The organism is Microbacterium neimengense (genome assembly GCF_054782995.1).
Genome location: NZ_BAAGRK010000003.1, coordinates 225,099 through 239,338 on the forward strand (window position 1 = coordinate 225,099; position 14,240 = coordinate 239,338).

9 protein-coding genes are annotated in these 14,240 nt (G+C 67.1%); 2 read left to right on the forward strand and 7 right to left on the reverse strand.

What is annotated here, in order from left to right; translation table 11 throughout:
• Positions 1-12 precede the first annotated feature (12 nt).
• A complete protein-coding gene (locus tag ACYVJS_RS03720; protein WP_460737899.1) occupies positions 13-435 on the forward strand; it encodes a hypothetical protein in 423 nt (140 codons plus the stop codon).
• On the opposite strand, the gene ACYVJS_RS03725 is transcribed toward ACYVJS_RS03720, so the two are convergent.
• From ACYVJS_RS03725 to ACYVJS_RS03740, 4 genes are all read right to left on the reverse strand, one after another.
• On the reverse strand, positions 390-2,855 hold the full coding sequence (locus tag ACYVJS_RS03725; RefSeq protein WP_460737901.1) for an HAD-IC family P-type ATPase: 2,466 nt from the start codon (positions 2,853-2,855) through the stop codon (positions 390-392). The genes ACYVJS_RS03720 and ACYVJS_RS03725 overlap by 46 nt on opposite strands.
• An 87-nt stretch (positions 2,856-2,942) precedes the next feature.
• Positions 2,943-3,917, reverse strand: a complete 975-nt coding sequence (locus tag ACYVJS_RS03730) for a carbohydrate ABC transporter permease (protein ID WP_460737903.1) — start codon at positions 3,915-3,917, stop codon at positions 2,943-2,945.
• Positions 3,914-5,248, reverse strand: coding sequence for a carbohydrate ABC transporter permease (locus ACYVJS_RS03735; protein ID WP_460737905.1), 1,335 nt, complete (start codon positions 5,246-5,248; stop codon positions 3,914-3,916). Before ACYVJS_RS03735 ends, ACYVJS_RS03730 begins: the two co-directional genes overlap by 4 nt.
• A 99-nt stretch (positions 5,249-5,347) precedes the next feature.
• On the reverse strand, positions 5,348-6,679 hold the full coding sequence (locus ACYVJS_RS03740) for an ABC transporter substrate-binding protein (RefSeq protein WP_460737907.1): 1,332 nt from the start codon (positions 6,677-6,679) through the stop codon (positions 5,348-5,350).
• 280 nt (positions 6,680-6,959) lie between these two features.
• On the opposite strand from ACYVJS_RS03740, the gene ACYVJS_RS03745 reads away from it, so the two are divergent.
• Positions 6,960-7,991 (forward strand): LacI family DNA-binding transcriptional regulator, encoded by a 1,032-nt coding sequence (locus ACYVJS_RS03745; RefSeq protein ID WP_460737909.1) that lies wholly within the window; start codon positions 6,960-6,962, stop codon positions 7,989-7,991.
• A 51-nt stretch (positions 7,992-8,042) separates the two neighbouring features.
• Here the strand turns inward: ACYVJS_RS03745 and ACYVJS_RS03750 are convergent, their stop codons facing one another.
• From ACYVJS_RS03750 to rplJ, 3 genes are all read right to left on the reverse strand, one after another.
• Positions 8,043-12,902 (reverse strand): ExeM/NucH family extracellular endonuclease, encoded by a 4,860-nt coding sequence (locus ACYVJS_RS03750; protein ID WP_460737911.1) that lies wholly within the window; start codon positions 12,900-12,902, stop codon positions 8,043-8,045.
• A gap of 183 nt (positions 12,903-13,085) precedes the next feature.
• Positions 13,086-13,469 (reverse strand): 50S ribosomal protein L7/L12, encoded by a 384-nt coding sequence (gene rplL, locus ACYVJS_RS03755; protein ID WP_036290173.1) that lies wholly within the window; start codon positions 13,467-13,469, stop codon positions 13,086-13,088.
• 51 nt (positions 13,470-13,520) lie between these two features.
• A complete protein-coding gene (gene rplJ, locus ACYVJS_RS03760; protein WP_137417805.1) occupies positions 13,521-14,009 on the reverse strand; it encodes a 50S ribosomal protein L10 in 489 nt (162 codons plus the stop codon).
• Positions 14,010-14,240 lie beyond the last annotated feature (231 nt).

Sequence of the window (14,240 nt, forward strand, 5' to 3'; positions counted from 1 at the left end):
TATGGTGGTCGCGTGAACCAGCACCACGTCCACCGTCCCGTCGCGGTGACCCTCGCGGTCGTGCTGGTCTCCCTCACCGGGGCGTACAACGCGGTGCTCGGCATCCTCGTGCTGCTGAGCCGCTACGACGTCGCCGCCGAGGACGTGCTGGCCGTCTCGCTCATCGGCGCGGGCATCATCCTGTTCGGCCTCCTGACACTCGCGGTCGCCTCCGGAGTCGCGCGCGGGAGCCGGCTCTCCCGGCTGCTGGTGACGATCTACATCGCCATCCAGCTCACGCTGCACGTGATCACGATCGTCACGAGCGACGCCTGGGACGGGCTGCTGTTCGTGCAGATCGCCCTGCAGATCGCCCTTCTGGTCGTCCTCTGGACGCCGCTGGGTTCGCGCTACTTCCGCTCGCGGGATGCCGCGCCGGACCCCTTTGCCCCCTGAGAACGAGCGAGCGAGGCGCGCACGAACCGCACGTGGAACAGGCGCACGATCTCGATCGCGCCGATCGCGACGATCACGAACAGCGTCAGCGCGTACGCACCCTCGCGCCCGGGATCGACCAGTTGGAAGAACTCGATCGACAACGGCACCGTGAACAGCGTGATCAGCGCGAGGAACATGACCCCGATCACGATCACTTTGAAGCGGTTCAGCGGTCGCGACAGGATCGACAGGATCCAGATGCCGACGACCGCCAGGATGATGGTCGAGCCCGTGCGCAGCTGATCCTCCTCGACGCCGATCGAACGGGCGACCAGTGCGTATCCCGTGAGCGTGAGCGCGACGATGATCCCCGAGGGCAGCGCGAAGGCGAGCGAGCGCGGCAGGAACCCCGGGATGTAGCGCCGGGCGTTCGGCATGAGCGCGAGGAAGAACGCGGGGATGCCGATGGTCAGCCCGTCGGTGATGGACAGCTGACGCGGCAGGAACGGGAACGACAGGACGAGCGTGCCGAACAGCACGGCCAACGCCGTCGCATAGGCGGTCTTGGTGAGGAACAGCATCGAGACGCGCTCGATGTTCGCGATGACCTGGCGCCCCTCGGCGACGACGTCGGGCAGGTGCGAGAACCGGCCGTCCAGCAGCACGAGGCGCGCGACGGCCTTGGTCGCTGCGGCACCGGAGTTCATCGCGATCCCCATATCGGCGCTCTTGATGGCGAGCGCATCGTTGACGCCGTCCCCCGTCATCGCGACGGTGTGCCCTCGACTCTGCAGGGCCAGTACCATCGCCTTCTTCTGCTCTGGCGTGACGCGGCCGAACACCGTGTGCGTCTCGAGGACGTCGGCCAGCGCTTCTGGATCCTCCGGGAGCGTGCGCGCGTCGTATCCCTCCGCAACGTCGAGCCCCACGTCACGGGCGATGGCGGCGACCGTGCGCGGGTTGTCACCCGAGATGATGCGCACCCCGACACCCTGCGCGTGGAAGTAGGAGAGGGTCTGCGCCGCGTCCGCACGCACCCGCTCCCGGAACGTGACGACCGCGACGGGGCGGAGCGGTGCCGGAAGCCGCTCCTGGGCCACGTCGCTCTCGTCGAGTTCGACCGGCGCCTGCGCCAGCACGAGCGTGCGCAGCCCCTGCGAGGCGAGCGTGGTCACGAGTCCCCCGAGAACGGATGCGGCATCGGTCGCCTCTTCGGGGAACACCATCTCGGGAGCGCCGAGCACCCAGGTCGCCCCCGCCAGCGAGACCGCGCTCCACTTGCGGGCGGACGAGAACCCGATCCGCGCGGTGGGCGCAGTGTCGGGCGCGTTCGGGTACGGCTCCCGTAGACACCGCGCCGTCGCGTTGGCATCGGGGGCCGCGCCGTACCAGGCGAGCGCTTCCTCCCAGCCCCCCGCCGCATCCGGCAGCGGATGCGCGGCGTCGAAGGTGATCTCCCCCTCGGTGAGGGTGCCGGTCTTGTCGAGACAGATGACATCGACCCGGGCGAGTCCCTCGACCGCCGGCAGCTCGTTGACCAGCACCTGCTTGGCCGCGAGCTTCGCTGCCCCCACAGCGAACGCGATCGAGGTCATCAGGACAAGGCCCAACGGGATCATCGCCGTGAGCGACGCGATGGTGTTGACGACCGCCTGCTCCCAGCGCCCCTCTGAGAAGATCACCGTCCAGCCGCCCGCGACCATGACCTGCGCGTTGAGCACGAGCAGACCGATCGGGCCGATCCCCCAGCTCACCCACCTCAGCACGCGATCGATGCTGGTGCGAAGCTCACTGCGCACCATCGAGAAGCGCTTGGCTTCGGACTGGAAGCGATTCGCGTAGGAGTCGGCACCGACCTTGTCGACCCGCGCGTCACCCTCGCCGCCCACGACGACCGAACCCGAAAGCACCTCGTCACCGGGCCGCTTGTCGACCGCATCCGACTCACCGGTCAGCATCGACTCATCGACCTGCAGCGCGACAGAGCGCACCAGCACCGCGTCCGCCGCGATCTGATCGCCCGCGCGCAGCACGAGCACGTCGCCGAGCACGACCTCCGCCGGCGCGACCTCCGCCTCGCTGCTCTCGCGTCGCACGCGGGCGCGCGGCGCGTTCAGCAGCGCGAGACGATCGAGGGCGAGCTTGGCACGGAACTCCTGCACCGTGCCGATGATCGCGTTTGCGAAGGCGGCCAGGCCGAACAGGGCGTCCTGCCACCGGCCCACCAGCAGCAGCACCAGAAAGCACGCGCCGACGATGCCGTTGAAGAGAGTGAACACGTTGGCGCGCACGATGTTCCAGACGCTGCGCGATGTGTCGGCGTCGACCGAGTTTCCGAGGCCTGCGGCGAGACGTCTGGCCGCCTCCTCCGCGTCGAGCCCGGTGTCCGCATCGGCGATCGACAATGCCTGCTCGGATGAGCCCGCCCCCTGGTGCATGCGCTCACCCTATCCGTCCGCCGCGCGGACGCATCAGGGGCCCGCACCCACGCGGATGCGGCCCCCTGATGTGCGTCTCGGCCGGTGTCAGCCCTTCGTCGCGCCGGCCAGCAGACCGCGCACGAAGAACCGCTGCAGAGCGAAGAACACGATCAACGGAACGATGATCGAGATGAACGTTCCCGCCGACTGGAGATACCAGCGGTCGCCCCACGATCCCGACAGCGAGTTCAACGTCTGCGTCAACGGCAGGGATGAACTCGGCGCGAAGATCGTGGCGACCAGCAGGTCGTTCCATACCCACAGGAACTGGAAGATCGCGAACGAGGCGATCGCCGGCATCGCCAGGGGCAGGATCATCCGGAAGAAGATCTGCCCGTGACCGGCACCGTCGACGCGTGCCGCCTCGATGACCTCGCTCGGGATCTCCGAGATGAAGTTGTGCAGGAGGAAGATCGCCAGCGGCATGGCGAAGATCGCGTGCGCGATCCACACCGTCGCGAAGCTGTGCTCCACTCCGCGCAGCTCGAACCCGGGGAAGACCGCGACGCCGTTGATCTCGAGGCCGCGCGAGAACAGGCTGAGCAGCGGCACGAGGGCCATCTGGATCGGCACGATCTGCAGCGCGAACACGAAGATGAACAGGCCGTTCTTGCCCTTGAAGTCGATCCAGGCGAACGCGTACGCCGCGAGCGATGCCAACGCGATCGGGATGGCGGTGGCGGGGATGGCGATGGCGAGCGAGTTGAGGAACGACTCCCCCAGCGTCAACGCGGTCCCCCCGGAGGTGAGCGCGTCGAAGTAGTTGTCGAGCGTGAACGCGGGGTCGACGAAGACCGTCCACCATCCGCTCGTCTGGGAGTCGGCACCGGGACGGAACGAGGTGACGAAGAGGCTGAAGGTCGGGATGGTCCAGAAGATCGCGATGATGATCGCGATCAGCGTCGCCGTCTTCGACGTCATCCGCTTCTGCGCCGTCTTCTCGTTGCGGCGCGTGTCACGCGCCACCTTGCGGGCAGTCTTGGCGTCGAACGCCGGCGTGGTCGGGGCGGCGGCGCTCATCGGATCTCCTTCTGCTTGCGCATCTGACGCGCGTTGTAGACGATCAGCGGCAGCACGAACAGGAAGAGCACGACGGCCAGTGCCGAGGAGTGCCCGTAGCTCTGGAACCGCTGCTGCTGGTTGACCATCTCGAAGCCCAGCACCGAGGTGTTCGAGCGACCGCCGGTCATGACGGCGACGATGTCGTAGACCTTCAGTGAGGCGATCGTGATGGTCGTGAGCACGACGATCAGCGAGGAGCGGATGCCGGGAACGGTGACGTTTCTGAACCGCTGCCAGGCCGACGCGCCGTCGAGCTGCGCGGCCTCCAGCTGTTCGGTCGGAATCGCCTTGATCGCCGCCGAGAGGATGACCATCGCGAAGCCGGTCTGCGTCCACACGAACACGGCCAGCAGGGCGAAGGTGTTGACGAGCGGCTGCGCGTCGAGCCAGCCCACCGGGTCGCCGCCGAACATCGTGACGATGGCATTGAGCAGACCGATCTGCTCGCCCTGGCGGTAGTCGTACACGAACTTCCAGATGATGCCGGCGCCGACGAACGAGATCGCGACCGGCATGAAGACGAGCACCTTCAGGATCTTCTCGCCGCGCGCTCGGTCGATGAACGCGGCGTACGCGAGACCGATGATGGTCGACAGCGTCGGGGCGAACAGCGCCCAGATGACCGTGTTGATGACCGACCAGAAGCCCTCGGGGTTGGTGAAGGTCCAGATGTAGTTCTCGAGGCCGACGAAGTTGTCACCCGTCTTGTCGAAGAACGACTGGAAGAAGGTCGAGATCGCCGGGTAGATGAGCCCCAGCAGGAGCAGCAGCATCGCCGGGGCCAGGAACACGACGAGCTGGAACACGTACCCCGCGCCTTCGCGGGATCGATAGTCGGCGAAGAAGAGCAGAGCGCCCACGCCCAGGGCGATCGCGAGGACGTAGACGAGCGCGTTCTGGTACGGGCGGAGCAGCATGAAGGCGAGCAGCGGAATCGCGAAGCACGCGACGACACGCAGCCACATGTAGCCGCGCCCACGCCGGGGCGCGAACTCGATGAGCAGCAGGACGAGTCCGACCACGGCTCCGAACACGATCAGCACGATCGGGATCTGCACGATGGGGTTCAGCCCGCCGAGCCAGATGAAGAAGCTGTTGAGTGAGAAGCCGAGCGAAGTCGGCGGCGCGTCGTCGATCTTCGGGCTCAGCCACAGAAGAAGGGCCGCCACGACGGCAACGGCTGCGGCAGCAACGGCGATGATCGTGGCGATCTTGCGCGCGCGGGGCGATTTCGGAGGCTGGAGCTCGTCATGGAAGACGAGCGGCTCCGTCGTTTTCGTCTGGGACATCTGGGTCCTTGTCCTCCGGGCGGCCGCCCGCGGGCGGGGCCGCGGGGCCGCCCGGCACAAGAGCCGGACGACCCCGCGGTCGCGAGCGAGCCGACGGGATTAGTTGTCGTATCCCGCCTGGATGTCGCTGAGAACCTGGTCGAGCGGACGGCCGTCGATCCAGTTGACCATGCCCTTCCAGAACGAGCCCTGACCCACCGTGGCCGGCATCAGGTCGGAGGCGTCGAAGCGGACGACCGTGGAGGGGTCCTGCAGCGTCTTCATGGCGTCCGTCAGGAACTCGCTGGAGGCGAGCGACGGGTCGGCGCCCTTGTTGGCGGAGATGACGCCGCCGAGCTTGACGCGTGCGTCGGCGAACTCGGGAGTCGACATGTACTCCACGACCTTCTGGACGGCCTCGTCATCGCTGAACGCGGTCACGAACTCGCCACCGGCCTCGACGTACTGCTCACCGTCTGCGGTGATGCCGGGCAGCAGGAACGCGTAGACGTCACCGTCGGGGGCGACGGTCGGCGTTGCACCGGAGGCGGTCTTGGCCTCGAGGAAGTTCGCCGACAGGAACGACGCCTGGTGCGTCAGTGCGCAACGACCGTCGGCGACCGCGGCCGCGACGTCACCGAAAGCGGTGGAGTTGATGCTCTTGACGTCGCCGTAGCCCGCGTTCACGTAGTCCGGGTTCAGCAGGATCTTGCCGACGGCGTCGAAGGCGTCCTTGATCTGCGGGTCGGTGAATTTGACCTCGTTGTCGACCCACTGGTCGTACACGTCGGCACCGGACTGGCGCAGCACGAGGTCTTCGATCCAGTCCGTACCCGGCCAACCGGATGCGGCGTCGGATGCGAAGCCCGCGCACCACGGGGCGGCGCCGGTCTTGTCGCGGATCGTCTGGGTGAGCGTCAGCAGGTCGTCCCACGTCTTGGGAGCCTCGACACCCCACTCCTTGAAGCTGGCGGGCGAGTACCAGACGTAGCCCTTGACGTTGCCGAGCATCGGCGCCGCGTAGAACGTGCCATCGAGGCTGCCGTAGTTCTTCCAGTCGGCGGACCAGTACTCGTCGACGTTCTTGGAGACGGCGTCGGAGCCCTCCTTGACTTCACCGGTCTCGATGAGGGACTTGAGCAGACCCGGCTGCGGCACGATGGCGATGTCTGGGGCCGAGCCACCCGTCACCTTCGTGACGATGTTGCCCTCGAAGCTCTTGTCGCCCGTGTAGACGACCTTGATGCCGGTGTCGGCGGTGAACTGCTCGAAGGACTTGTTGAGCGCATCCGCCTCCCCACCGGTGATACCGCCGGCGATCTGGACCGTCGCGCCCTCGGCCGAGCCGCCCCCCTGGGACGAACTGGTCTCGGCACAGCCTGCGAGTGCAAGGCCGGCGACTCCCAACAGAGCCATCGGGACGAGCACCCGACGTCGCTGTGACCTGGTCATGTGATTCCTCCTCTTTGAGCACGCAGGAGCATCTTGCCCCACGTATCGGCTTCACTCAGGAACCGATTCCACGCCACCGTAATCCAATCGCGCATCCGACACAACAGCGAACGATCACAACTCGATAACCTGCTATGGGAGCGCTCCCGAAAGCTCTCAATCGTCGATGGGAGCGCTCCCGCGAATACTGCACAATGTGGAACCGGTTCCCTATCGACGGGGATTTCGCTTAGCATGTGGAGCGTCCCCACATCACCCGTCGAGGAAGAGGGTGGCTCTCATGAGCGGAATTGCCGATGTCGCGCGTCAGGCCGGTGTCTCCAAGTCCACGGCGTCACGCGCGCTCAGTGGTTCCGGCTACGTCTCCGACGAGACGAGAGACCGCGTCACTCGTGCGGCAGAGATGCTGGGCTACGTGCCGTCGACGAACGCGCAGAGCCTGTCGACGGGGCGCACTCAGAACATCGGCGTGGTCATGCCGTACGTCAACCGATGGTTCTTCGCCGAGGTGCTGGAGGGCATCCAGGCTGCGCTCCTGGAACGGGGCCTGGATCTGACGCTCTACGACGCCAAACCGGGCAGCGACACGCGCGAGCGCATCTTCGAGAGCTTCCTGACGCGCAAGCGGTTCGACGGCCTGATCGCTGTCGGGCTCGAGCCCGAGGAGAACGAGCTGGACAGCATGCTCGCGCTCGGCAAGCCCGTCGTGAGCGTCGTCGGCAACCACGAACGCACCAGCGTCGTCACCCTCGACGATGCACTGACCGCCCGGCGTGCCACCGAGCACCTCATCGAGCTCGGGCACCGCCGCATCGCCTTCCTGGGCGCGGGCTCGCGCACCCGCTGGCCGCACGTGGAGTCGTCGCGACTCGACGGCTATATGCAGTCGATGGCGGATGCGGGGTTGACTGACGAGGCGACCCACACCGAATCGGAGCTGACGCTGCCAGCGGGCTACGATGCCGCGGTCGAACTGCTCAGTGACGCGCGCACGCGTCCGACTGCGATCGTCGCCGCGTGCGACGAGGTCGCCATCGGCGCCATCATCGCGGCCAGGCGCCTCGGCCTGCACGTTCCGGCCGCGCTGAGCGTCATCGGCATCGACGACCACGAGTTCGCCGAGATGTTCGCGCTGACCACCTTCCGCCAGGTTCCGCGCGAACAGGGCGCCGCGGCCGTCGAACTGCTCATGCGCCAGATCCAGGACCCCACGCTCGCGCCCGTCATCCAGCGCCTCAAGCCGCGGCTGGTCGTGCGCAGCTCTACCGGTCCGCTGCGTTCGGATCGCGCCGCGGCCGACGCCACGGTGTGAACGAGGGCGCCGGCGCCGAAGCGCCGACGCCCTCGCGTCATCCGTTGTCGATCAGTTGCGTCGCCGCACCGGCACGGCGCGTCCGACGATGCCCAGTGCGAGCAGCAACGATGCGGCGAGCAGCGCACCCGCGATCCACTGCGTCTGGGCACCGGTGGCGGCCAGCGATCCCGGCCTGGGAGCGATGGAGACCGCCTGCCAGCCGATGACCTGACCGTTCTCGTCGAGCACGACGAGCCGGTGATCGCCGGTGAGATCGGCCGGCAGGGTGACAGTGACGTTGCCCGCCGCATCCACCTGGTGCCATCCGCCGAGCTGACGCGGGGTCGAGTACAGCCAGACCGTCACCCAGTCGCCCGCGTACTGCGTGCCGACGTGGATCGTGATCGTGGCTCCCGCGCGCAGCTCGCCCGTAATGACCTTGATGAGGTCCTGCAGGGCGGGCACGAGCTGGCTCGGGTCCGCGGGCTGCGGCGTCGTGGTCGGCGGGGTGTCGGACGTCACCTTCACCGGCAGTCGCAACTCCGTGCCCGTCTGCGGCGCCTGGACGACGATCGTGCTGTCGGCCGGAGCGTCGGCGGGCATCGTGAAGGCGACCGTTGCCGCTCCGCCCGTGACGGTGACCGGATCGATGACCGCCGTGCTGCCCTCGACGCTCACCAGCAGAGAGGTCGTCTCCGGGCTGCCGAGCGAGGTGAGGTTCAGCCCGCCCACCTGGAACGAGACCTGCGCCCCCGGGGCGACGGATGCGGGAAGCCCCGTCACCTCGGCGCTACGGCTGGCGAAGCTCGGCGAGACCGGGCTGTTCGCCGTCAGGTACGAGATCCACGCATCCCGGTCGATGAGACCCGAGTCGCGCGTGTCGGTGCCCTCCTTGAAGGTGCGGAAGTTGTCGCCGCCGGTCAGCAGGAAGTTGAACGAGCCGATCCGGTACGAGCCCTTCGGATCGATCGGCTTGCCGTCGATCCAGACGCCCGTGATGTGGGATCCCTGCGGCGCATCCGCGTCGTAGGTATAGGTCACGTTCTTCGACAGCCCGAGAGCGAGGTAGGGCCGCGACGGAATGGTGCCGTCGGGGTTGGTCTGCCACTGCTCCTCGAGCACCTGCGTGAACTGCTCCCCCGTGAGGGTCGTCGTCCAGAGGTTGTTCACGAACGGCAGGACCGCGTTGGCCTCGGCGAACGTGATCACCCCGTCGTCGCCGCGCAGCAGCTCGGCACGAAGGCCGCCGGGGTTCACCACGCCGATCTCTGCGCCGCCGCGAAGCGGGTCGGAGAGCGTCGCGACGAGCGAGTCGGCGACGAGGTTGCCGAGCGTCGACTGCGCGGCGCGGTTGTCACGCGTGCCGCCGGCGTAGACGCCGCCCGTGTAGGCACCGCCCGTGAAGGCCGTGGTGATGTCAGCGGTCACCGAACCGATCGGCTCGTCACCGACGACCTTCGCGCGGGCGAGGGCTCCGTCGACGATCTCCTTGACCTCCGCCACCCGCGGGTATGCGGCAACCAGTTGAGCGTCATCGGTCTTCGTCCGCTCGACGTTCGCGGCCTCGTAGGAGACGACCTCGCCGCTCTCCGCGTCGACGTTCAGCACGACATGACCGATGTTCTCGCCGTAGCTTCCGGTCTGGACGACGGGACGGGTCTTTCCGGGCTCACCGGGAATCGGCGCGTTCCACGCGTACTTCATGTGCGTGTGCCCCGTGAAGATCGCGTCGACGGATGCCGACGTCTTCTGCACGATGTCCGTGAACGCCTTCCCCTCTTCGAGATTCTTCGGCAGAGTCGCGACATCGGCCTGACTGAAGGCCGCGCCCTCGTGGTACTCGGCCACGATCACATCGACGTCGCCTCCGGCCTCGAGCTTGGCAGCGACGCGGTTGACCGCATCCACCGGGTCTCCGAACTCGATGTCAGCGATACCGGCCGGGGTCACCAGCGTCGGCGTCTCCTCGGTCACCGCTCCGATGACCGCGACGGTGAGTCCGTCGACCTCGAAGGTGGCGTACTCCGGCAGAGCAGGAGTGGTCGTGCCCTTCTTGTAGACGTTCGCGCCCAGGTAGGTGAAGTCGGCCGCGGGCTGCACGCGATTCTTCAGGTCGGCGAAGCCCTTGTCGAACTCGTGGTTGCCGACGGTCGACGCCTTCAGCTCGAGAGCGTTGAGCACGTCGATCGTGGGCTGGTCGTCCTCGAACGAGGAGGCGAACAGCGAGGCGCCGATGTTGTCGCCGCTCGAGAGGAACAGGGTGTTGGCGTCTCCGTGCTCAGCGCGCAACTGCTCGACGGTCCCGGCGAACTTCACCGTGTTGGCATCGATACGACCGTGGAAGTCGTTGATGTTCAGCAGGTTGATCGGCACCGTCGGGTTCCACGCGACGCCCACCACGACGGGGTCGTGGTCGCTGGAGCGATAGGGCGACACCTCGTAGAAGTTCGTCGCGTTGTAGTTGTACCGGCTGTACTCGAGCGCGATTGACTCCCCCGCGTTGATGTTCCACACATCGACGCCGGTGACCATCTTGGCCGCGGCGGGCGAGGCCAGCACGTGGTCGAGCGAACCGCTGGCACCCTCGAAGGAGTACGTGTGCTTGCCTGTACGCGAACCGAGGTCGGTGTACCCAGCCTCGTAGAGGACCTGCATCGGGTCTTCCTGCGTGTACGAGTTGAAGTCACCGAGCAGGAACACCCGGTCGGTTCCCGCGGCGGTCTTCTGCTCGGCGGCGAAGTCCACGAGTGCCTTGGCCTGGCGGACGCGGTCGCCGTTGAAGGCGCCCTGCTCGCCGTCGGCGTTGTCGCCCGTCTGCTTCGGGTCGCTGTCACCCTTCGACTTGAAGTGGTTCACGATCGCCAGGAACGCCGCATCCGTCTCGCCCTTCGGCGCGAAGGCCTGCGCAAGCGGTCGCCGCGCGTTGACGAAGGCGTCATCCAGGTCGATGACCGAATCCCCCACCGGAGAGACGACATCAGCCTTGTAGATGAACGCGGTGCGGATGACGTCCTCACCCGAAGGCACCTGGGTGGGCGAGGGGACGAAGGCCCACTCGTCCTTGCCGAGATCGGCGTTCAGCGCGTCGACGAGAGTGGAGAGGGCCGCGTCGCGGTTCTCTCCGAAAGCCGCCGAGTTCTCGATCTCCTCGAGCGAGACGACCTCGGTGCCGAGCGCGTTGATCGCATCGACGATCTTGTCCTGCTGGCGCTTCAGGCTGACCTCGGTCGCCGCGCCGCGTGGACCGTTGTTCGGGCAGCGGTTGGCCGTGATCGGGTTGCCGTCGCGGTCGGTGTAGACCGAGGTGCAGCCCACGTCCGCGGCCGTCGTCGTGAAGTAGTTCAGCACGTTGAAGCTGGCGATCGAGATGTCGCCGTCGACCGCGTTGGGGGCGGATGCGGCGCGCGCCGAGCCGATCGTGACGGGCAACGGGTCGCCCGCCTTGACCTGCGTGGTCGGCTGCACCTTCCAGGCGCCGTTGCGGTAGTCCAGGATCATCGGCTGCGTGAACGACACTTCGCCACCCACCGTGACATGGACGTCGGTGAGGTACGGCAGCGGGATGGCCTTGTTGGTGGTTCCACCCAGGAAGTTGATCGACGCGCCGTCATCGAGCACGACACCACGCGCGGCGTTGTCGGCTTCGACGGCCGCGGCCTCCGGGGTGCCCGGGCGCGCGACGTCTGTCGGCGTGATGAGGGGTTTTTCGCCCGAGGCGAGTCCGATCTCCGCATACTGGTTCGTCGCGTACGTGTTCGTGACCGTGAAACGGCCCTCGGGAGCTACGAGCATGCTCTCGAACTTCTCGCGGTCCGCAGGGGCGATGGGCCAGGCCAGCGGCACCGGGGTCACGGGCGCGACCTGCTCGTCGATCGTCGTGACGGATCCCGCCGAGACGTTGATCTGCGTGAGGTCATTGAACTCGCCGGCGACACCGGTCACCTCGACGTAGGAGCCCATGGAGGCCTTCGCGGCGATGGCCGCTCCGGCGTCTCCGCTTCCGCCGTAGACGAAGACGGCGTCGGATGCGGTGTGCGAGGCATCGACCGCGCCGCCCGTACCGGGCGTCTGGATCGTGAAGCCGTTGAAGCCGCCGGTCGCGTATGTGCCCGTGACGATGCCGCGGGTGATGACAGTCTGGCCCGACAGCGGCGTCGCGTCACCCGTGCCCTGGATGTCGGCGATCGCCGAGAGCGCGGGAGTGCCGGGGTCGGTACCGGGATCTGGGTCGGTACCGGGATCGGGATCCGTGCCCGGGTCGGGATCGGAGCCGGAGGTCGCGGATGCCTGCGGCGTGATCTGCGCCGGGTGGCTGAAGTCGGCCGCGTTGTTGTCCGTGTCGACGAAGTTCGTGCGGGCGAGCGAGTTGGGGACGCCGTTCGCGCCGGTGACCGGGGCCACGCCCGCCTCGAACGTCTTCGATGCGCCGTAGCCGAGGAGATCCACGACGTGCTCCTGGCCGACGACGGATCCGGTGGGAAGCGTCAGCGCCTGGGTCGTGTCCGCGAGGTAGATCGTGCCCGTCGTTCCGGAGGCGTTGAACCCCTTGTCGAACGACAGGTCCGGGGTGACAGGGAGCGCGGCACCCGCGGCGCCGTTGCCGTTCCACGCGATCAGGTAGTAGTCGTCGGGCTCGATGACGCCGCTCAGCGGCTCGGTGACCGACGGGCCGCCGGTTCCCTCTGCCGAGCGGTACTGGAGGGACCAGCCGTCCAAGCTCTGCGCGGTCTCGCCGGCGTTGTACAGCTCGACGAACTTCTTGTTGAACGGAGCGTTGGCGCTTCCGCCCTTGAGGTAGACCTCGTTGATGACGACATCGGCGGGCTCGGCGGCGACGGCGACGGCGGGCACGAACATGCCGGCGACGACCGCGGTTCCGACCCCGAAGGCGAGCGCCGCGAAAGGACGCCTCGGCTGGGAGGGGGACATGGATCTCCTGAGGTTCTGCTGGGGGACATTCAGGAGACTACGAAGAGAGGACCCCTCCGCGGCTTACGAGAAGATGACGGTTCGATGAGATTGCTCTCATCCGCGGGTGCGACGCGCCAAGACGCACGAAGGCCCCGGATGCGGCGAACGCATCCGGGGCCTTCGTGAAGAAGGTGCGGAACCTTACTTGAGGGTGACCGTCGCGCCGGCCTCTTCGAGAGCGGCCTTCGCCTTCTCGGCGGTCTCCTTGTTCGCGCCTTCGAGCACGGCCTTGGGGGCACCGTCGACGACGGCCTTGGCCTCGCCGAGGCCGAGCGAGGTGAGCTCGCGGACCGTCTTGATGACCTGGATCTTCTTGTCGCCAGCGGCCTCGAGGATGACGTCGAAGGAGTCCTTCTCCTCGACCTCTTCCGCGCCACCAGCAGCACCCGCAGCGCCGGCAACGGCGACGGGGGCGGCAGCGGTGACGTCGAACTTCTCCTCGAACGCCTTCACGAACTCGCTGAGCTCGACGAGGGTCAGGCCGGCAAACTGCTCGAGCAGCTCCTCAGTGGTGAGCTTCGCCATGATGTATCTCCTAGATAGGTGGGGGTGTGTGGGAAAGAGCTCGCCGGACGCTTACGCGGCCTCGGCGGTCTCCAGCTTTTCGCGAAGCGCGTCGATGGTGGCCGCAGCCTTGCCCATCGTCGCCTTCATCATGCCCGCGGCCTTCGCCAGCAGAACCTCACGGCTCTCCAGGGAGGCGTACTTGTTGACCTCGTCGGCACTCAGGGCGTTGCCCTCGAAGATGCCGCCCTTGATCACGAGAAGCGGGTTGGCCTTGGCGAAGTCACGCAGAGCCTTGGCGGTGGCGACGAAGTCACCGTGCACGAACGCCACAGCCGAGGGACCCTTGAGGTCCTCGTCCAGCGCCGTGATCCCCGCGTTGTTCGCGGCGATCTTGGTCAGCGTGTTCTTCACCACGGCGTAGCTCGCGTCCTGACGGATGCTGTTGCGCAGCTGCTTGAGCTGGGCGACCGTCAGACCGCGGTACTCGGTCAGCAGAACGGCAGTCGAGTCCTCGAAGTTCTTCGTGAGCTCGGCGACCGATGCATCCTTCTGCGCCATGGTCACTCCTTGATGTGAACGTGACACCCCGCGGTGGCGGAGCGTCGGCCTTGACCCGCCCGCACATGACAAAAGCTCCGGCGCAAGCGCACGGAGCTCGATTCCCGAAGGAGGAAGTTCAGTGTCACCTGCGCGGGCCCCTGCAGTGCAGAGCTTCGATCGTTTCGCGTTTACACGCGCAGCGATGACCAGCGGTCTTTGGCTTAGGAACCAGACTACGCCACGTTGGCC